The organism is Pseudomonas aylmerensis (genome assembly GCF_001702265.1).
GTDB lineage: Bacteria > Pseudomonadota > Gammaproteobacteria > Pseudomonadales > Pseudomonadaceae > Aquipseudomonas > Aquipseudomonas aylmerensis.
In genome coordinates this window covers 195435-215538 of record NZ_MAUE01000026.1, presented here as the reverse complement: position 1 = coordinate 215538, position 20104 = coordinate 195435, and the positions used below count along the sequence as shown (strand labels likewise).

Annotated in this window: 15 protein-coding genes and 2 pseudogenes; 4 read left to right on the top strand and 13 right to left on the bottom strand. The window is 61.6% G+C overall.

Translation table 11 applies throughout. The features are described from left to right. Positions 1-7 precede the first annotated feature (7 nt). The 5 genes from BBG20_RS18600 to BBG20_RS18580 all read right to left on the bottom strand — a co-directional run bounded on the left by BBG20_RS18600 (position 8) and on the right by BBG20_RS18580 (position 3506). Positions 8-469, bottom strand: coding sequence for a metallophosphoesterase family protein (locus BBG20_RS18600; protein WP_065905787.1), 462 nt, complete (start codon positions 467-469; stop codon positions 8-10). 7 nt (positions 470-476) lie between these two features. Then, positions 477-1232, bottom strand: coding sequence for a Fic/DOC family protein (locus tag BBG20_RS18595; RefSeq protein WP_065905785.1), 756 nt, complete (start codon positions 1230-1232; stop codon positions 477-479). Beyond that, positions 1229-1492 carry a hypothetical protein gene (locus BBG20_RS18590; protein WP_065906106.1) on the bottom strand — a complete coding sequence of 88 codons (264 nt, stop codon included), beginning with the start codon at positions 1490-1492 and terminating at the stop codon, positions 1229-1231. The genes BBG20_RS18595 and BBG20_RS18590 overlap by 4 nt, the downstream gene beginning before the upstream one ends. Positions 1493-1614: 122 nt before the next feature. Beyond that, positions 1615-2643 (bottom strand): GGDEF domain-containing protein, encoded by a 1029-nt coding sequence (locus tag BBG20_RS18585; protein WP_065905782.1) that lies wholly within the window; start codon positions 2641-2643, stop codon positions 1615-1617. Then, entirely contained in the window at positions 2628-3506 is an 879-nt protein-coding gene (locus tag BBG20_RS18580) for a hypothetical protein (protein WP_065905780.1), read from the bottom strand. Before BBG20_RS18580 ends, BBG20_RS18585 begins: the two co-directional genes overlap by 16 nt. 261 nt (positions 3507-3767) lie before the next feature. Here BBG20_RS18580 and BBG20_RS18575 point away from each other — a divergent pair, with 261 nt between their 5' ends. From BBG20_RS18575 to BBG20_RS18565, 4 genes and pseudogenes are all read left to right on the top strand, one after another. After that, positions 3768-4658, top strand: a complete 891-nt coding sequence (locus BBG20_RS18575) for a bestrophin family protein (RefSeq protein WP_065905778.1) — start codon at positions 3768-3770, stop codon at positions 4656-4658. 145 nt (positions 4659-4803) lie between these two features. Next, positions 4804-5886: pseudogene (locus BBG20_RS33530) on the top strand (HAMP domain-containing protein); the annotation flags it as partial. A 318-nt stretch (positions 5887-6204) separates the two neighbouring features. Then, positions 6205-6747 (top strand): annotated as a pseudogene (locus tag BBG20_RS33525) (methyl-accepting chemotaxis protein); the annotation flags it as partial. 105 nt (positions 6748-6852) lie between these two features. After that, on the top strand, positions 6853-7674 hold the full coding sequence (locus BBG20_RS18565) for a DeoR/GlpR family DNA-binding transcription regulator (RefSeq protein WP_065905775.1): 822 nt from the start codon (positions 6853-6855) through the stop codon (positions 7672-7674). A gap of 318 nt (positions 7675-7992) precedes the next feature. On the opposite strand, the gene otnI is transcribed toward BBG20_RS18565, so the two are convergent. From otnI to BBG20_RS18525, 8 genes are all read right to left on the bottom strand, one after another. Then, the gene (gene otnI / locus BBG20_RS18560) at positions 7993-8775 is read right to left on the bottom strand and encodes a 2-oxo-tetronate isomerase (RefSeq protein ID WP_065905774.1); all 783 of its coding nucleotides are present in this window, start codon (positions 8773-8775) and stop codon (positions 7993-7995) included. A 15-nt stretch (positions 8776-8790) separates the two neighbouring features. Further along, a complete protein-coding gene (locus BBG20_RS18555; protein ID WP_065905773.1) occupies positions 8791-10251 on the bottom strand; it encodes a GntT/GntP/DsdX family permease in 1461 nt (486 codons plus the stop codon). Positions 10252-10347: 96 nt separating this feature from the next. Continuing rightward, a complete protein-coding gene (gene otnC / locus BBG20_RS18550) occupies positions 10348-10992 on the bottom strand; it encodes a 3-oxo-tetronate 4-phosphate decarboxylase (RefSeq protein WP_065905772.1) in 645 nt (214 codons plus the stop codon). Next, positions 10989-12281: a 3-oxo-tetronate kinase gene (gene otnK, locus BBG20_RS18545; RefSeq protein WP_065905771.1), complete on the bottom strand. Its 1293-nt coding sequence runs from the start codon at positions 12279-12281 to the stop codon at positions 10989-10991. Before otnK ends, otnC begins: the two co-directional genes overlap by 4 nt. 10 nt (positions 12282-12291) lie before the next feature. Beyond that, entirely contained in the window at positions 12292-13266 is a 975-nt protein-coding gene (gene ltnD, locus BBG20_RS18540; protein WP_404940344.1) for an L-threonate dehydrogenase, read from the bottom strand. A 68-nt stretch (positions 13267-13334) separates the two neighbouring features. Continuing rightward, entirely contained in the window at positions 13335-16439 is a 3105-nt protein-coding gene (locus BBG20_RS18535) for an autotransporter outer membrane beta-barrel domain-containing protein (protein ID WP_083221432.1), read from the bottom strand. A 106-nt stretch (positions 16440-16545) separates the two neighbouring features. Next, on the bottom strand, positions 16546-17580 hold the full coding sequence (locus tag BBG20_RS31930) for a fimbrial protein (RefSeq protein WP_083221431.1): 1035 nt from the start codon (positions 17578-17580) through the stop codon (positions 16546-16548). Next, on the bottom strand, positions 17577-20084 hold the full coding sequence (locus tag BBG20_RS18525) for a fimbria/pilus outer membrane usher protein (protein ID WP_158267394.1): 2508 nt from the start codon (positions 20082-20084) through the stop codon (positions 17577-17579). The genes BBG20_RS31930 and BBG20_RS18525 overlap by 4 nt, the downstream gene beginning before the upstream one ends. Between the last annotated feature and the right edge of the window lie 20 nt (positions 20085-20104).

The window sequence follows — 20104 nt, the reverse complement described above, 5'->3', positions numbered from 1 at the left end:
AACCGGATCAGTCCAGCAGCGCGACCAGCCGCGACTCGATCGTCAGCTCCTGCACCTCCAGCACCGCCAACGTCACCGGCAACTTGAAGCGCCGCCGCCCTGCACTGCCGGGGTTCACATACAGCGTTGCGCCCCGCCATTCGATCAGGGGCTTGTGCGAATGGCCGGTGATCACCAGCCGCGTAGGCGTGTCGAGTAAGGCGGGTACGTCGGCGATGTCATGCACCACCAACGTCCGCCATCCGTCCACATCCAGCAGCAGATGGTCGGGCACCTGCTCCGCCCACGCCGCGTCCTGGTCATTGTTGCCACGCACCACGTGCAGGGGTGCGATCTGTGCCAACTGCTCAAGAATCTCAGGGCTGCCAATATCGCCGGCATGGATGATCTGCTTGCATCCCTGCAAGGCCGCCACCGCTTCAGGCCGCAGCAGGCCATGGGTATCGGAAATCACGCCAACTCTGGACATCGTGGTCCTATTTTTTGGATGAAGGCGCAGCGAGCGATTGCGCTCTGTAGGTTGTGTAAATCTTTTGAACCTCAGGATTATCAAGGCTTTCGTAGGTAATCCTTTCCTTATCAAGCCCATCCAGACCTTTTAGGCCACCTATCATTCCTGGCCATTCATCACGATGTGCAATATCGACCACGAAGGGTTGCAGGTAATCATTCAGATGCCCTTTAAACGGCTCTTTGATTTCCGCACTGAGTGCCCGGAGGTAATCATCCTTGTTGGTTTTTGACCATTCAATGGCGAACTTGGCTCGATAACAAAGCTCCATGAAAACCAGCAGAATCGTGCGCCCATTGCCATCGAGAAAAGGATGCGCGAATGCCAACTGGCCCATGACGTCACCAGGGCGCTCCCTGAAGCGCTTCTTGTTCGACGCCAGCTCAAATGCATAGTCGACGGAGAGCTTGATCGATGCCGGATGCTCAAACGGGGTATGGTGTGGATCGTCTTGAGAACCTTTGAAAACGGCAAGATGTGGAACAAGCTCAGTTCGATCCTTACCCGCCCAGTGATAAAAATCCGAGAACAGGATCTCGTGCACTTTGAGTACGGACGAGTAATCGATACTTTTTTTTTGGGCCAAGTATCGAAGCGCGTCTTCCATACTCAGTTCGAACGATAGATGCTCTGACTCTTTTACTTCGATGGGATCTTTAAGCTGTAGAGCATTTTGAAGGTACCCAGCGGTCTCAAAATCGCCGAAGGGATCAAAATTCATGCGCTTAGCTTCTTCTTGGAGCGCCGCTTCTCTTTGAGGTAACTGCCCTGAAGCGCCAGGGTTTCCGATTTACTCAGAACACCCTTCCTCTTGAGATTGACCAACAGTTGCTCCACACCATCCAGCTCGACCACATCGCCAGCCAGGCTGGTAATCGCAGCAGCCATCCGGCTTATGCCATCACGCTCAGCGGTAACATGATGAGCCCTGGCCAGGCGGCGCACATGGCTGGCAATACTGATATCGGCGGTTTTAGTCATCTGAAATCCCTCAATTAGCCTCCAGAGCATAGCATGGCGCCCTCCTTCCACCTCAACCGAAGCGCACGTCACTTAAACGTTTCTGGTCCAAGGCGAACCTTCCCCGCAAGCCGGCGTCCGAGCTAAGGCACTCCATGGCAGACCGGCGCGCCATCCAAATACACGCGGTCCTTGCCGTTGCCCTTGGCGGCGTAGAGATTGCGGTCGGCACGCTTGAGGACCGTCGACATATCGTCCCCAGCCGTAAAACGCGTCATGCCCGCACTGCAGGTGTAGTGATGGGGCGGTGCGACACTGTAGCGAATCCCATGCAATAGCCGCAGCGCAAAATCGCTGGCGACATCAGGGTCATCGCCCACCAGCAGCACGCCAAATTCCTCACCGCCAATCCTGCCGAAACTGTGGCTGCCGGGGGTGGATTTCAGGCACGCGGCCATCGCGCAGAGAATCCTGTCGCCGACGTCATGGCCGAACTGGTCATTCTTCAACTTGAAACTGTCGATATCCAACATCATGAAGTAACCGGTATCACCGGCCTCAATCAGTTTGGCGAAACTCTCCATAAAGGCTCGCCGGTTCAGGATGGAGGTCAAATAATCCGTCTCGGCCAATTCCCGAAACTCACTCTCGACCAGTAACACGGAGCGCAGGTTTTTCAGGTAATAGACATTCAAGATAAAGCCGATCGCCACCGACGCGGCGCAAAAGATAACCACGTAGCTGTCGACGCCTTCATAGAGGCTCAGTTGAATGCTGGGCCACGTCAGCAACCAGACCACAGCGGCGCAGAACAGAAAATCCTGGACCACGATAAACAGGATTGCGCTGCTCATCACCAAGGTCACGGCCAGCGGCAAGGCGAACACCTGCAACGCGGGGCGGGTGTGAACCACATAGGCAAAACCTGCGGTCAGCAGCACCATGTAGGCCACGCCCAGCGCCCGCCACAGCACATACTGAGTCACCACCCGGTGGACCCCATACACCGCGCACAGACCCATCGTGACCAGCGCGACCGGCCAGCCGAACATCTCTGCGCGATCAACCAGCAACACCGCCAGCCAGGCGAAAATCCCGATCAGTTCGGCCTGGGCAATGGCGGGCGACAACAGCCTTTGCATCCGTGGCCTGAGTTTCACATTAGCTGGCATCCCGTCACTCCCTGTGCATGAGTGGCCGCTTTGTTATCGACATGACTCAGTTGAAGACTGTGCAGGCAGGTCGCAAACGAATAAGCCATGAACCGCCTTACCAACACGATAAAAGGTGGCAGGACTTCAAGCAGTGTCTTGGAATGAACCTTGAAATAGCCCCGGTCGGCCCCCTCTTGCACCAGACGAATAACGTGGGTCTTGGACACCGAGAGTTGCTCAGCGATGGAAAGGTACGACGAAGACCTGAAACTTGCCCCTTGATTATCCAGCGCACACGCATCGTTATAGATCGCCAGCATCAACATATGCCCGGCATCGCGCTTTACCAGCCAGTAACAGTCGGGCATCAACAGGTCAATGGTCACGTTATGGCTCAGAAGGACCGAAAACCCTTTGAAATAACGTGCCAGATAGGCGCGATCATCCAACCCGTTCATTGAGCCGCACACTGCGGTTTCCGGGCACATCACGCCCAGCGGCTCGACCACCGACGTGAGCATCCGCCTGACCTCCTCGCAGGCTTGGGATGACGGGCTGAATACCCGCAAACGGCTGTCATCCGCATGCCTGGACACCGTCATGAACCCCAGCGCCCGGAACAGCAGGAAGATCGACTCCAGGCTGTTTCTGGAACAGAACCCACGCGCCATACAAAACTCTTTCACCTCGGACAGCAATGGCACCGGTTTGGAGAAATACGTGCTCAATAACGTAAAGGACACCATCAAGCGACTGAACTTGAGTGCGGTCTTGTAGAAAAAGGGTCTTTTTGAATAGCACTCCAGCAAGATCGAATAATGGGTACGAATACACGCTTCAAAATCCACATGGCGCTCGAACGCCCGCGCCGACTGTTCCATCGCCAACTTCAACGAACCACTGCACATGAGAAAGAGCCCTGATCAAACAACTTGGATTCACTGATCTCAATTGCAGCACCGATAATGGCGTTTTGCCTTGGGCGCAATCTATCGTGATTAGCGCAGGGGACACCGTCGCTACCAAAATTGTTCCAAAAAGACCCCGATGGCTTAACCGTTTCAGTCGCTGCGGCGAACCTTCCCCGTAAGCCGGCGTCCGAGCTAAGGCACTGTCGCCGACCGCCGCCGCGAGGTTCTCGTTTGAAAGCCGCCATCATCAAAAAGTACCGCCTGATCATCAAGACCATGGGCTACGTGGGCTGGGCCCTGTTCTGGCTGTTGCTGTGGGACGTTGCCGTCACCGTGGACTTCATGCTGTTCCTGACCACCAAGATCAACTTGCCGCTGATGCCGCTGACGCTGCTGGGTTCGGCGCTGGTGGTGCTGATCAGTTTTCGTAACAGCAGCGCCTACAACCGTTGGTGGGAAGCCCGCACGTTGTGGGGGGCGATGGTCAACAATTCGCGCAGTTTCGCCCGCCAGGTGCTGACCCTGCTCGATGACCCCGACGGCGAAGTGAACCCGGTCAAGGCCACGCTGTTGCGCCGCCATGTGGCCTACGTGAACTGCCTGGCCGCGCACCTCAAGGGCGAGCCGTGCCCTGAAGAAGTACGCGCGTTTATCCCGTCCGAAGAGTTCGCGCGCAACGGCGCCACCAACAATTTTGCCAATGACATCCTGACCGGCTCGGCGGCGCTGCTGGCCAGGGAATACAAGACCGGGCACCTGGACAGCATTCGCTTGGCGCGGCTGGAATCGACCCTGGTGGACTTGTCCAACGCCCAGGGCGGCATGGAACGGATCGCCAACACGCCCCTGCCCTACCCCTACGTGTATTTTCCGCGCCTGTTTATCTCGCTGTTCTGCCTGATCGTGCCGGTGGGCCTGGTCGAATCCCTGGGCTGGTTCACACCGCTGGCCTCCACGGTGGTGGGCTTCATGCTGCTGGCCATCGAGCGCATCGGTACCGACCTGCAAAGCCCGTTCAACTCCAGCGAGCACCAGATCCAGATGGAAACCATCTGCGAAACCATCGAGAAAAACCTGCAGTCCATGCAGCGTGATGCGCTGGGTGGCGACCGGATCGGTTGACCGCCCACTTCGGCCTCAAGTGCGTGCCCGCGCAGTCGATATACAGGGGGTACGCATGGGCAGCACCTCCCCGATAACAACACATGCGACGCTCGACGCTACTGTTTTCCCCTTGCCAAAACTATAAATACCCGCGGGTGAAGTCATGAATATCAAGCAGAAGCTGACCTGGGCCTTTGCGGCCATCGCGTGCCTGCCGGTCATCCTGGTGGCCGTCCTGGTGGTGCTGAATGTGCGCGAGGGGGCCCTGGCCAATTTCCTCGACAGCAGCGGCCGCGAGATCCGCCAGATCGACAATGGCATGAAGCAGTTCTTCGATGGCATCAGCCAGAACGTCGATTATGTGGCCAAGGACCCGCGCGTTGTCGCGGCCAAGGACCTCAAGAACTACGCCGGCGCCGACGCCGCGCAAATCCCCCTCACCCCCACGAACAAAGACCTGCTGGATATTTTCGACCAGTTCGCCAAAAGCCATCCCAGCACCGCCTACCTGTCCCTGGGCCTGAGCGACGGTGGCTACGCCAGCTGGCCGGACGACACCAAACTGAACAATTACGACCCGCGCGTGCGCCCCTGGTATAAGGCGGCCATCGCCGCGCCGGGCAAAACCGTGCGCACCGGTGCGTATTACTGGGCGCCGGACGACGTGGTATTGATCGGCACCGTGCACACCGTGGCCGACGCCACCGGCAACATCCTCGGCGTGGTCGGCCTGGACGTGTCGCTCAAGCAGCTCACCGAACTGGTGCGCAACATCAAGCTGGGCGACAGCGGCTATCTGATGCTGGTGGAAGCCAACGGCAACGTGCTGGTGGACCCCAGCGACGCCAAGCATAACTTCAAGCCCCTCGCCGATCTCGGCGCCAACTACGCCGAACTGGCCAAGCGCGGCGACGGCGTGACCCAGGTCGACATCGACGGCGTGGCCTACATGGCCAACGTGGTCAGCTCCAAGGACCTGGGCTGGCGCTTCATTGGCCTGATCAAGCGCGACGAAGTGATGGCCGGTGCGACGAGCCTCACGTGGTTGATCGCTGCGATTGCGGCAGCACTCGCCGTGGTCTTCGCGATTGTCGGCGCCAGCTTTGCCAGCGTGATCGTGCGCCCGATTCGCGGGGTCGCCAACGGCCTGCAGGAGATCGCCGAAGGTGAAGGCGACCTGACACGCCAGCTCACGGTGCAGGGCAAGGACGAAACCGCCACCCTGGCGGGCTGGTTCAACCAGTTCCTGGGCATGATCGCGCAGTTGGTGCAGCGTATCGGCAATGCCTCCTCCGACCTGCAGACCGCCGCCGCCGACACCAGCGAAGTCGCGCACAACATGAACCAGGCGGCCGGCCGTCAACGCGAAGCGGTGGAGCTGGTCAGCACCGCTTTCAACGAGATGGTGGCCACCGCCAACGAAGTCGCCCGTTCCTGCAGCGCCGCCGCAACCAGCGCCGATGAAGGCTATCGCGACGTGCACGACGGCCAGCAGCATATCGGCGAAGCGACCGGCAGCGTGCTCAAGCTCAGCGAAGACCTGCAGCGCTCGACCCAGACCATGCAGCAGCTGGAGCAGGACAGCAAAAACATCAACACCATCCTCGACACCATTCGCTCGATTGCCGAACAGACCAACCTGCTGGCGCTGAACGCCGCGATTGAAGCCGCGCGCGCCGGTGACCAGGGCCGTGGTTTCGCGGTGGTTGCCGACGAAGTGCGGGCACTGGCACGGCGCACCGCCGACTCCACCGGCGAGATCGACAGCCTGTTGGGCAACCTCGCCCGCCGCACCCAGGAAGTCACCCAGCAGATGCAAGGCAGCCTGCTGGTATCGCACACCAGCGTGGAGCGTATCCAGCAGGCGCGCGACAGCTTCGACAAGATCCGTGGCTCTGTGGATTCGATCCGCGACCAGAACACCCAGATCGCCACCGCCGCCGAGGAACAGCACCAGGTCGCGGAGGAGATCAACCGGCACATCGCGCAGATCCACGCCGACGCGCAGTTGGTCGAAGGCTTCGCGCATTCGGCGCAGACCGGCTCGGGTCGCTTGACCGATATTTCCGGCCAGCTCAAGGGCCTGGTGGGACGCTTCAAGTTCTGACCGGCCATGCGCGGCAATCGCCTGCAGGGAGCAGGCGAACGCCGCGCGTATTCGCTACTATGTGCAGCAGTTGCCCGCCCATAGTCAGATCGATCCGGAGCCTCAATGCCCAACCCCAAGGACACTGCCCCCGACAGCAGCGCCCCGATGATTCCCGAGCAGCGGCGAGAGTTGATCCTGCGCCAGTTGCGCAAGCATCAAGTGCTCAGCGTGCATCAGTTGATGGAGATGTTCGACTGCTCGCACATGACCGTGCGCCGCGACATCGCCCTGTTGGAACAGGACGGCCGCGCGTATTCGGTGACCGGTGGGGTGCGTATTGCCAGCCAGCTGCACAGCGAGCCCAGCCATCAATCCAAGGCCGTCGTCGAATTGCCGCAGAAGCAGGCGATGGCGCGATTGGCCGCGCGACTGCTGCACGCGGACATGACGGTGTACCTGGATGCCGGCACCAGCACGCTGGAGATCGTGCCCTACATCAAGGCGCTATCGGGGATGACCGTGGTGACCAACGATTTCGGGATCGTGCAGGCCTTGATGGACGCGCCGCAGGTGACGGTGATCCACACCGGCGGGCAACTCGACCATGACAACCATTCTTCGGTCGGCGGCCTGGCGGTGGCCACCCTGCGCCAGGTGGTCACGGACATCGCGTTCGTGTCGACCAGCTCGTGGGACCTGCACCGCGGCATCACCACGCCCTCGGCGTTGAAGGTCGAGGTCAAGCAAGTGGCGATGCAATCTGCGTCCCAGGTCGTGCTGGTGGCGAGCAGTTCCAAATACGGCACCTTCAGCATGTACCGCATCACCGGGCTGGAGCCGTTCGACATAATCATCAGCGACGACGCCCTCGCCCCGGCTGCCGCCGATGGCATCCGCAAGCGTGGCATCGAACTGATGCTACCCAGCGACCCGCCGCCCGCCTGACCCTCCCCCTCGCCGGCAACCCAGCCCCTACCTGGTGATCCCTATCGCCAAACAAAAATCCCCACGGCCACCCCGCCCCCCCTTGTGGGAGCCGTCGAGCCCCAGCGAGGCCGCGAAGACGCCGGCATAGGCGCTAGAGATCTACCTGCCCCCCCTCGCCAGCAACCCAGCGCCCACCTGGTAATCTCTATTGCCAAACAAAAATCCCCACAGCCCCCGCCGCCTCCCTGTGGGAGCCGTCGAGCCCCAGCGAGGCCGCGAAGGCGGCGGCATAGGCGCTAGAGATCTATCTGCCCCACCCTCGCCAGTCCCCCCAGCTCAACGCACCTTCCAGTCCCGCAACCACTGCAGCCCCACCGACGTATCGCCCCGTGGCCGGTACTCGCAGCCGACCCAACCGTCATACCCCAGTTGATCCATCAGCTCGAACAGATACGCGTAGTTCACCTCACCCAGGTCCGGCTCATGGCGGTCAGGCACGCCGGCAATCTGGATGTGGCCGATGCCGTCGAAGTCGCGGCGCAACTTGGTGGCCAGGTCACCCTCGACAATCTGGCAGTGATAGCAGTCGAACTGCACCTTGAGGTTGCTCGCGCCAACTTCACGGCAGATGGCGTGCGCCTGGTCCTGGCGATTGAGGAAAAAACCCGGCATGTCGCGAGTGTTGATCGGCTCCAGCAGCACCGTGACGCCGACCTTGGCCGCCGCCGCGCTGGCGTAGGCCAGGTTCTCCAGGTACACGGCATGATGACGCTCGCGCAAGGACTCCGACGGCAACAGCCCGGCCATCACATGCACACGGGAATTGCCCAGCACCGCGGCATAGTCCAGCGCCCGGTCGAAGCCGCTGCGAAACTCGGCCTCACGCCCCGGCAGCGTGGCGATACCGCGCTCCCCGGCGGCCCAGTCGCCTGGCGGCGCGTTGAACAGCGCCTGCTCCAGGCCGTTGTCGCTCAGGCGCTGCTTGAGTGCCTCGGCGCTGTAGTCGTAGGGAAACAGATATTCCACCGCGTCAAAACCATCGGCCTTCGCCGCAGCGAAGCGCTCGAGGAAATCATGTTGCGGGTACAGCATGCTCAGGTTGGCAGCAAAACGAGGCATAAAAGCTCCCAGGATTCAGACAAAAGGCCAGATCAGCAGGGTTATCAGGAAACCCAAAGTACCGAGCAACGTGGTGATCACCGTCCACGTGCGCAAACCGTCCGCGACGTTGAGCCCGGCAAGCTTGGTGAAGATCCAGTAGCCGGCGTCGTTGATATGCGACATCGCCAGCCCGCCACCGCCCATGGCCAGGCACAGCAGCGCCATGTGGTTGGGGGTGAGGTTGAGCGTCACGATCAGCGGGCTGATGATCCCCGCCGTGGTCACCAGGGCCACGGTGGTCGAACCCTGCACCGCGCGCAGCAACATGGTCAACAAGAAGCCCAGCGCCAGCAACGGCAGGCCGGTGGTGCGCAGCATGTCGGAGACTACCGCGCCGATGCCGGTGTCCACCAGCACCTTGCCGAACACGCCGCCGGCACCGGCGATCAGGATCACCATGGCCACACCCGGCAAGGCCGAGCCGATCACGTCGGACACCTGGCTGCGGCTCCAGCCCCGGCGTGAACCGAGCAGCCAGGCGCACAGCAACGTATCGATCAGCAGCGCCACCAGCGGCGCGCCGAGCACGGTCATGACCCCACGCAGGGTCGACTCGATCGGCAGCAACGAGGTCGCCAGGGTGCCCAGCAGAATCAGCACGATCGGCAGCAAAATCAGGCCGACAATCAAGCCGAAACCCGGTGCAGGCGCCGCCGGCAGCTTGGCGGCGATGGCGCTGGTGGATTCCTCCAGGCCCATGTGCGACTCGGCCACGGCACTCTGTTGCACCGCCTGTGGGTTGCCGTTGGTCCAGGCGCGCAAGTCTTCATTGGTCACGTGCGGGCCGTACACTTCGGCGCGGATATCGTCGGTCATCGGGTAGAAACGACGGGTCATGCGCCCTGCCACGCGGTAGCCGATGTAGCACAGCAACGCGGTGATCGGCAGGCCGAACATCAGCACGCGGCCCAGGTCGGCACCCAGTTGGCTGGCGGCAGCCACGGCACCGGGATGGGGTGGCAGGAAGGCATGCACGGTCAGCAGCGCCGCACACATCGGCAAGGCGAACACCAGCAGCGGCTTGCGCGCGCGGCGGGCCACGCCATAGGCCAGCGGCATCAGGATAATCACCCCGACCTCGAAGAACACCGGCACCCCAATAATGAACCCGGCGATGGTCAAGGCCAGCGGCGTGCGGCTATTGCCGAAACGCTCGATCAGCGACTTGGCCAGGGCCTCGGCACCGCCGGACAGCTCGATGATCCGCCCGATCATCGCGCCCAGGGCAATGATGATCGCGATATGCCCCAGGGTCTTGCCCATGCCGCCTTCGATGGTCGCGACCAGGTCAGCCGGTTTCACCCCGGCCACCAGCGCGACCACGATACTGACCAGCATCAGCGCCACAAACGGCTGGAATTTGTATTTGAGTACCAAAAACAGCAGCAGCGCGATGCCCGCGCCGGCGGTTAACATCAGAATCAATGGGCTCATGCGGGTAAGTCCTGTTGTTATTGTTTTTTTAAGCAAGCCGGGTCCGTCGAGCGTCAAACCAGGCGCTCGGGCAGCACTTGCGGTGTGTCTTGCGGGTTACCAGTGCGCGCCGAACGTCTCGCGCAATTCATCCAGTGCCGCCTGATCCAGCGGCGCCGGCCGAGGGTTGCTCATCAACCACAGCCGTGCGGTTTCTTCCAACTCTTCCAGCGCGTAGCTGGCCTTGGCCACCGAGCTTTCCCAAACTACCGGACCGAGGCGTTCAAGCATCACCCCGCGCACGCGGTTGGCCAGTTGCGCGACTTGCTCGGCGACCTTGGGCGAACCCGGGCGCTGATAGCCGATCAGTGGAATGTGCCCGACTTTCATCACCTGATAAGGCGTGAGCGGCGGCAAGATATCGTCCGCGCGCCACACCCCGGCCAGGGTCAACGCCACCAGGTGAGTGGAGTGGGTATGCACCACGCCGCCGACACTCGGGTTGCGGTCGTAGACCTGGCGATGCAGGGCCAGGGTCTTGGACGGCTTGTCCCCGGACACCCACTCGCCCTTGAGGTTGACCTTGGCAATGGCGCCAGGCGCCAGGCGACCGAGGCACACATCCGTCGGCGTGATCAGCCAGCCATCGTCGAGGCGCGCGCTGATATTGCCGGCACTGCCCACGGTGTAGCCGCGCTGGTACAGGCTATGGCCAACGTCGCAGATTTCTTCGCGCAGGGCCTGCTCGTCGGTGCCGCTCATTGCGCACCTCCGGCCAATTGCGCGAGGGCTTTGGTGAAGAAGTCGCGGCCACCGAAGTTGCCGGATTTCAGCGCGAGTGCCAGCGGCTCGGCAGAACTGCTGACGGTGGCCGGCACGCCCGGATCAATCTGCGCGCCGATCTGCAGCAGGTTGACCCCGAGCGCCTTGACCACCGCGCCGGAGGTTTCGCCGCCGGCAATCACAAAGCGTCGCACGCCTTGCTCGCGCAAGCCCGCCGCGATCGCCCCCAAGGCATTCTCGACCAGCGCGCCGGCGCGTTCGACGCCGAGCTGCTGTTGCACCGCCTTGACCTCGTCCGGGGTGCTGCTGGCGTAGATCAATACGGTGTGTGCACTGCCCTGGGCAAACGCCAGCGCCTGGGCCACCACCGGCTCACCGGCGGCCAGGGCCAGCGGGTCGATGCGCAGCGCCGGGCGCCCCGATTCGCACCAGGCGGCGACCTGGCCGAGGGTCGCCACCGATGCACTGCCAGCCAGCACAACCTCGCCGCCGCTGATGCTTGGCAACGCCGCCGCGTCGAAATCACGCAGTTTGCCGGCGCGACGAAAATTGCCCGGCAAGCCCAATGCCAGGCCCGAGCCGCCGGTGAGCAATGGCAAGTCGGCGCAGGCACTGCCGAGGGTGTAGAGATCCTGGTCCGACAGCGCGTCGGCGATGGCAATGCCCACGCCTTGCGCGCGCAGTTCGGCAATCTTGTTGCGCGTGGCCTCGACGCCGGCAGCGATGCTGTCATAACGCAGCAGCCCGACCGGCAGTTGGGTCTGGCTTTGCAGCACGCGCACCAGATTCGCGTCGCCCATCGGCGTCAGCGGGTGATGCTGCATGCCCGACTCGTTGAGCAGTTGGTCCTGCACAAACAGATGCCCGCGAAAAATCGTGCGGCCGTTTTCCGGGAACGCCGGGCAAGCCAAGGTGAAATCACTGCCCAGCGCCTTGAGCAAAGCTTCGCTGACCTGGCCGATATTGCCGGCGGCGGTAGAGTCGAAGGTCGAGCAGTACTTGAAGAAAATCTGCTCGCACCCCTGCTCGCGCAGCCAGGCCAGTGCGGCCAGGGACTCCTCGACCGCCTCGGCGACCGGTGTCGTGCGCGACTTGAGCGCGATCACAATCGCGTCCGCATCCAGCCCGGCCGCGACTTCACGGCTGGGGATGCCGATGCTTTGCACCGTGCGCATGCCGCCACGCACGAGCATGTTGGCGAGGTCGGTGGCGCCGGTGAAATCGTCAGCGATGCAGCCCAGCAATGGGCGTGCCGTTGGGTTAGTCATGCGGCGTTCCTCACACAGGCTCAGGCTTGGCAGTCGGCAGGTCGATGCCGGGGAAAATCTTGATCACCGCCGAGTCGTCCTCACGGCCAAAACCGGCACTGGAGGCCTGCATGAACATCTGGTGCGCGGTCGCCGAGAGCGGCAGCGGGAATTTGCTCGCGCGGGCAGTATCCAGCACCAGGCCGAGGTCCTTGACGAAAATATCCACCGCCGACAGCGGCGTGTAATCGGCCTTGAGAATGTGCGGCACGCGGTTTTCGAACATCCAGGAATTGCCGGCGCTGTGGGTGATCACCTCGTACAAGGCATCCGCATCCACGCCTTCGCGCAGGCCCAGGGCCATGGCTTCGGCAGAGGCGGCAATGTGCACCCCGGCGAGCAACTGGTTGATGATTTTCACCTTGGAGCCCAGGCCATGCACATCGCCCAAGCGGTAGACCTTGCCCGCCATGCCAGCCAGCACGGTTTCGGCCTTGGCGTAGGCCGCTTGCGGGCCGGAGGTCATCATGGTCATTTCGCCGGCCGCCGCCTTGGCCGCGCCACCGGAGATCGGCGCGTCCAGGTACAGCAGGCCCTGGTCCGCCAGGCGCTGGCCAAGCTCGACGGCGTAGGTCGGGGCCACGGTGGCGCAGCCGATCACCAGGCTCGCCGGGCGCAACGCCGCCACCGCGCCGCCTTCACCGAACAGGACTGTTTCGGTCTGCTCGGCGTTGACCACCACGGTGATGATCACATCACAGGCATCCGCCATCAGCGCCGGCGACGCGCACGCCACCCCGCCTTCGCTGGCGAACTGCTGGGTCACCGCGTCGCGCACATCACAGGCATGCACATTAAAGCCTGCGCGCAACAGCGAACGGGCAATGCCCAGCCCCATCGCGCCCAGACCGATCACACCGACATTCTTATTATTCATGGGGTACTCCAGGGGTAAACGGCGGCTCGCGCTACACCGGCGAGCCGCATTGGAATTGCAGTCGATCATCCACCAATGAACGGATTATGTGAAGTTATTTTTCGATTTAACATTTGTTAACATTGGTCGCCGCCGATTTACCACGCCAGCCGGTAACCAATGTTCAAAGCCCACGGGCGCTTTTGGGTAGAACTGTCACTGGTCTCGACATCGGCATATAGATGCTGGCTCCTGCCCATGGCCGCAGTAATACCTGCCCCGGCATACCAGCCACCGCCATTGCCGTCGGGGTGGCTGCTGACGTCGTTGGTCTTGACCTGGTTGCGCGCTGACAGGTCCTGGATCCAGCCAGCCTTGAGGTACGGCTGGATCGCAAAATCACCCTCCAACCGCATCTGGCGCCCAACCAGCGCGCCGCCGCGCAACTGGGCTGAAATGCCATCGTCGGCGTCGACGCGCATGTCGTTGCTCAACCGGTAACGATCACCGCCACCGTACAACGCCGACAACTGCGCTTGGGGCTCAACAAACCAGCCATGGGAGAAATCCAGGCGCTTGCCGGTTTCCACCGAGAGGCCAGCGCCGTTGCTGTGGGTTTTACCGCTGACGCGTTTGCCGTCGGTAGCGTCCACGTCGAACCGAGTGGACCAGCGATTGAGTGTCAGCAGGCTGTCAGTGTACCAACCCGAATCGTCCAGGTAAGTGGCGTAGGCACCGATGTAGTAACTTTCGAGCTTACCGCTGCCCTCGCCATTGAAGCTGCGATTGGCGTGACTGTAACCGGCAAGGCCGCCGAGGATCAGCGAACCGTTGCTGCGCGCCATCCGGCCATCCACACCCACCTGGACGCCGTTGAGGTTCTGCGTGAAGTGCCGCCCTGCGCCGTTATCCAGTTGCTGCTCCTGACCATAGCTGCGCATCCACACCCCTTCGTCGTGGCCATCGCCGCGCACATCGCCCAGGCGCTGGATCAGGCTGCCGCGCTCAGCATCCCAGGTGTCACGCAGGGTCGCCAACGCGCTGCTGTTGATCGCCGCGCTGGCGGCAGTGGACAGTTGCTCGGTGATGTTGACCAGGCTCCACTGCGATTGGCCGCTCGCACTGTCGTCACGTTGCAAGGTGTAGCGGTAGGTGCCTACATCCACCTCCTGGCCACGGTTGGCCAGCGTGAAGTCGCCGACGCCCCCCTGGCTGTCGATCAACAGCAATTTCTGCCCGCCGCCCGACGGCTCGGTGCCGCTGTTGCGCACCAGCAACTGGTTATTACCGGTCACCTGGCCGCCCACCTCAAGCCGGTCGCCGCGCAGCGCGCCCAGATCAGTATTCATGATGTACTGCCCGTCGCCCTGAAGGTCGCCGACGACTTTCAGGCGCATGAAATCGCTCGCTGCCGGCGTGGCGAATTCCACGCTGCCCTTATTTGTCAGTTGGCCGACACTGGAGTCGCCCCGCATCAGCCAGGTGCTGCTGTCGTCCAGACTGAGGCTGGAATGGCCAGGGGTATCGTTCACCGCACCTTCGAGGCGTGACTGATTGTTCAGGCTCAACTGCAGCGCGCCACCCTCGACCAGGACATCGCCATCGATGAACGAGTGATCGCTGTCCAGCCGGACGAGGTCGGCGGCCAGCCCATTGGCACCGTCGGTAATCCATACTGCCGTCGCGGGCTGATCGGCGCTGCGCCCCACCAGGCTGCTGTGGGTCAGATGACTGAGCAAGCTGCCGCCGGAGACGCGCAAGGCACTGCTGTCGTGGGCCAGTACCGTACTGTCAGTGAGATCGAGTTGGTTGGTGATACCCGCGATGGTTGCCTGGCTCACCAGCCCGTAGGCTTTCTCTCCAGCGGTCTCGATGTGGGTGTCGGTCAGGTCTGCCGTGGCATTGTTGCTGACCGACAGGCCATACGCCGAGTTACCTTCGGTGACCACATTCGTGCGAGTCGTCTGCAAGCTGGCATCATCGCCTGAAACCAGTAGGCCATGACTGAGATCACCGTGGGTCAACAGCTGGCTGTCGGACAACACCATCCGTGTCCCGCCCAGCCGGGCTAAGGCGCCGACCGACCCGACGCCAAAGGTCTCGATCACCACGTTCATCACATCGAACGTCGCCCCGGGCGCCCCCGACTGGCCACCGATCACGTCGGTTGATGCATAGAGCCCGTGGGACGAGTCACCGTGGGTGACCACGCGGCCGCCGTCCATCTGGAAAATACCGGCGCGATTGTCCACCGCGGCCGCCTGTGTGCCCCATGTTTCCAGCTGACTGTCGTGCACGTCGGCGTGACTGTCGCTGCCGGGCATCCAGATCGCCGAACCATTATCCCCTTTGGCGCTGATCTGGGACTCGTACAGTTCCAGGGACGCACCTTTGGCATCAAGGTTGATGCCGTTGCCGGTTTGAGAGAGGACCTGGGAATTGCGTACTACCGCCGTCCCCCCACCGTTGGGAGAACTCGGCCGGATCAGGATGCCGTCAGTCTTGGCCTGGATGCTGCCATTGCTGAACTCCAGACGTCCTTCTTGCATCTCCACGCCCTGGGCGCCGTCGGATTGTGCGGTCACGCCGTCGGCGGTGACCACGCTGTCCGTACCGGTGATGGCGATCGCGGCAGTCTGGCCATGGGCGGTGGCGCTGACGTTGTTCAACTTGATGCGCGCCCCCTGTTGCGCCCGCACTGCGTAGGCCGCATTGCCGGCGGTCGATACGCTCGTGCCACTGGCGCTGATGGTCGAACCGGCGCCCATGGCAGAGAGCCCGTCGGCCATAAGCCCTGTAGTGGTGACCGTGCCGCCGATGATCTGCGCGCTGGAGCCCTGATTGACCATGACCCCACGGCCACGGGCGCCGTCGGTGGTGATGTCGGTCTGCCCCAGTTGCACATGCGAGCCTGCACCGCTGGCGCTGGCACCGTCGCCGAAATAGCCGCTGGCCTTGATGGTTGAGCCCTGCAGTGTGCCCCGCCCACCGCCCTGCGCTTGCAGCCCCGTCACGGCATCGTTAGGCCCGCCGGCGGTCGCGTGGATATCCATGGTCGTGCCGATGAATTCATTTTGCCCCCCCACAACGCGAACGGCCGCACCTTTGCCGGTGAACGAAACCTGGTCATTATCCAGTACCAGCAGGTCACCCGCCTCGGACGATACGTCAACAGGCCCGATAGTGGCCGCCTGCACCGGCGCCAGTGCAACGAAGAGGGCATAACTGATTGCAAAACTGAGGGGTTTCTTCGCAGAGTTCATTAATCCAATCCTTGACGTTAGTTGTCATCCAACAAAAGCGCTCGGCAACAGAATGCCCGCCATGCCCCCAGTCAGAGAGGGCGTAGCAAACCCTTTAAAGCGCCTTTTATTGATACTTCACAGTGACCGTTGCGGTACCTTTTACAAGCCCGGGTGTGACGCAATTAGTGCCGCCAGAACTTTGGTAATAACGCACTAAATAGGGCAAGTTGAAACTTGTCGAATTGTTAAACACCGTGCCCACGACTTGAGTCGCCCCGAGTATCGCGGGCAGCCCGCTGGAGGCATCGAGTACTTGCAGCGCCACGCAAGAGGCATTGTTCACGCCGGCCTGCGGTTTGATCAGGCCCAGGCTGCCGTCGGGCATGAACTTGTCTGCGTCCAGGGTCAGGGTGACTGCGCCGTTGGCTCCGGAACAGGTAAACGGCACGTTGAAAGGTGTGTCGCCCGTGGTGGAGCCCTGCCCGGTGAAGCGGCCGAATGGCGCCGGAGCCAGATCCACACTCAGGTCGCCGATCGAGCAGGTACCCGTTTCCGGCACGATTTCACTGCCGCCACCGGTGATGCGCGTGGTCAGGAACACACCACTGTTGAACGGGTAAACACTCTGCGCCGTGTTGTTGGTGTAGGTACCACCCGCCAATGCACCGGAACCGACGGTGTCGCTCAGCTTGATCAATTCAACGACAACTGTTCCGCCGACATTGAAGACCAAGGTGTTTTGCGCCGCCGAGCCACTGACACCGGGCATCCCAAGTTTCCAGGTGGTCTGTTCTCCAGCATAAAACGGTGAAGCCGATTGTGCGGGTATCCAACTGGTACGCATGCCGACACCGGCAATGTTAGTTGTGTAGACGTTAGTGATAGTAGTGGCAGTGCCTTGTACGACTCGCCATTGCGTTGTATCACCCGGCTTGCAAGAAACAATGGCGAAAAAACTGCCAACAATAGGAAACTCCTTACTGTAAAACACGTCACCCACGGCAACCCCCGAAGGTACCGATATGCGGCCCATGGTTATATCGACTACCGCGCCTTCCTGATAGTTGGGCATCATCCCGCACACCGCATAAGCCGACGTTGAAACCATTAGCCAGGCACACACCTGAAACACTGCATAAATAAGTCTGGTCATTTTCATCGACTGCTCAGACGGGTACCTTCGCGCAGCAGGCACGGCGCTTGCGTTTGTAGCAGCCCCTTGGTGCCGCTCGCCGTTTTCTCGCCGAATCGATATGCAACCTGACAGGTTGATTCGTCCGGCAGGTTCACGCTCAGTGCGCCGTTGTTTTCAACGCCTTGGACAAACAGGTTGTTGCCCTGGCCGACCACACCGACCACATTGCCACGCTCGTCGCGTACATCCGCGCCGAACGGCAACTTGAGGTTGCTGCCATTGGTGATATGGATCACCGCCGACCGCCCGACCCGGGTCTGGAAATCGACGCGGACAATTGCGCCGGCAAAGGGTGCGACCTGTTGCGTGGTGTTCTGGAACGTGACATCCATCGAGCTGCCCTTGGGGTCCAGGTTGATATTGTTCATGCGATAGGGCGATAAATACGGCATCACGCCATAGCCGTTTTTATCGATGACCAGGCCGGACAATCCACCAATGCTCGCGCCCTCGCCGCCCGGTGCGGAGACCAGTGCAATGGTGTCGCCGGTATTCGGCGATAGCGTCACCCCGCCGCTGTGCACCACCAGGCTGCCATCGCTGCCCAGCGAGGTGGATTTGTAGTCCCCACCCTGTTCGTACGACGCGCGAACGGTGCTGCGGTCGCCGCGGTATTGAGCATTGACGCTGCCCGAGCTTGAGGTGTTGGTGTCCGCCGCGTGGGCGACCCCGTAGCTCAGGCGCCCCTCGTCATCGGCCACCCCGCTCAAGTAGTTGCGCAGCGTGCTGCCTTGCCCGCGCCCGCCGGTGTACTGCGTGCTCAGCGTCGGTGACTTGGCGCCGCTGCCCAATGGAATATTCAGGCTCAGGAAGTACTGGGTCTGGGCGCCGACGAACTCATCGTTATTGCGACTGGCGGAAAGGCTGTAGCTGACATCTCCGACGCTGCCGTTGAAGCCCACTTCAAACTGCCGGCTCGAGGATCCCGAGCCCCCCCAGGTCTTGCTGGTGCTACCGGTCAGGAACAGCGAGCCATAAGTGCTTACCGGCTGATCGATGCTGATATCGAAGCGGTCACGCTCATTGCCATACCACAGCCATTCATCCTGATAGCCCGGGGTCTTGACCCGCTCACGCGCATCGACCGCCTGGGAAAGCGTCATGTATTTGGACGACGAGTAGCGGTAGGCAGCGAGGGTAAAGTTAGTGCGGGTTTCGCTCAGCAACTTGCTGTACGCCACCTTGACGCTGTGCCCCGAAGCCGAACCGCTACGAGCGCCCAGTTGGGTGGTCTCCTGGGTCAGGTCGACCGAAAACGCCCCCAGCGAGGTGTTCAGTCCGACACCCGCGAGCCCCGCGTGAAAGCCTTCGCTGACCTGGAACCCGCCGTAGCCGGTCAGGCTGTTGTTCAGACCATAGAACAACGTGCCCTGGAACAGATGGGCATCGCTGGCCAGGTTCTGGTTATACAGCCGGCCAGCCACCAGGTCGTATTTGGCGCGCCCCGGACGCATCAGGTTGGTGATCGACGAATAAGGCACATCGAAGCGCCGCTCACTTCCGTCGGCCTCGGTAACCACGACATTCAGGTTGCCGCCATAGCCTGTGGGGTACAGATCGTCGATCACGAAGTTGCCGGGCGTGACCGTGGTCTGATAGAGCTTTATATCGTTCTGCCACACCTCCACTCGCGCATTGCTGCGCGCGAAACTGCGGATCACCGGCGCGAAACCGATCTGTGAATCGGGAAACATGCGCTCGTCCGAGGCCAGGCTGACACCGCGCACAGCGATGCTGTCGAACCCCACGCCTTTGGTATTGATCTCGCCCAGGGTCACCTGGCTCTTGAGCTGCGCCACTGGCCGCTGAAGGTAGGTGGACATGCGGGTCCATTCGGCTTTGCCCCCCTGGGTCCAGTTCACATTTGCGTTATGTCGGAACTGCCAAAGGCCAAAATTGAACCCGCCACGCAAGCCCAGGTAGGCAGAGTCGGTGCTGCCGTAGTGGTCGTTCTGTGTGCTGAAATAGTTCAGATTGTAATCAAGTTTCGCCGCGGTAATGCCCGCGTCCCAGTACTCGGGCTCTACATAACCACGCGGGGTACGCCGCAAGTTGGCCTGGGGGATTTGCAGGTAGAGCTTCTGCTCACCGATGTCGGCATAGGAGACCGTGTTGGGCAGCACCGCCTTGAGCTTGCGACAACCGTTGAACGGCACCAATGGCTGTGTATCGATGCCCAGCCGTTTCAGCGCTGCGAGCGTGAAACAGGCTTGCGCGATATTGCTGTTGGCCTCATCTGCAAACTCGACCTTGGCGCGCGTCACCTGCTTGCCATTGATGTAAACCTCCAAATCGTAATTTCCTGGCAATACCGGGTTGCCCTTCTGGTAACGCGACATATCCGTACGCTTGGCATTGCCCACCAGAAACGAACTGGTGAACTCGGCATCCTGGAAGTCCACCTGTGCAGCGGCCGCCGGCAGCACCGGCTCATCCGCCATCACGTTGTCATCTGCCGTGCTGAACACGAGGCACGCGACCGCCCAGA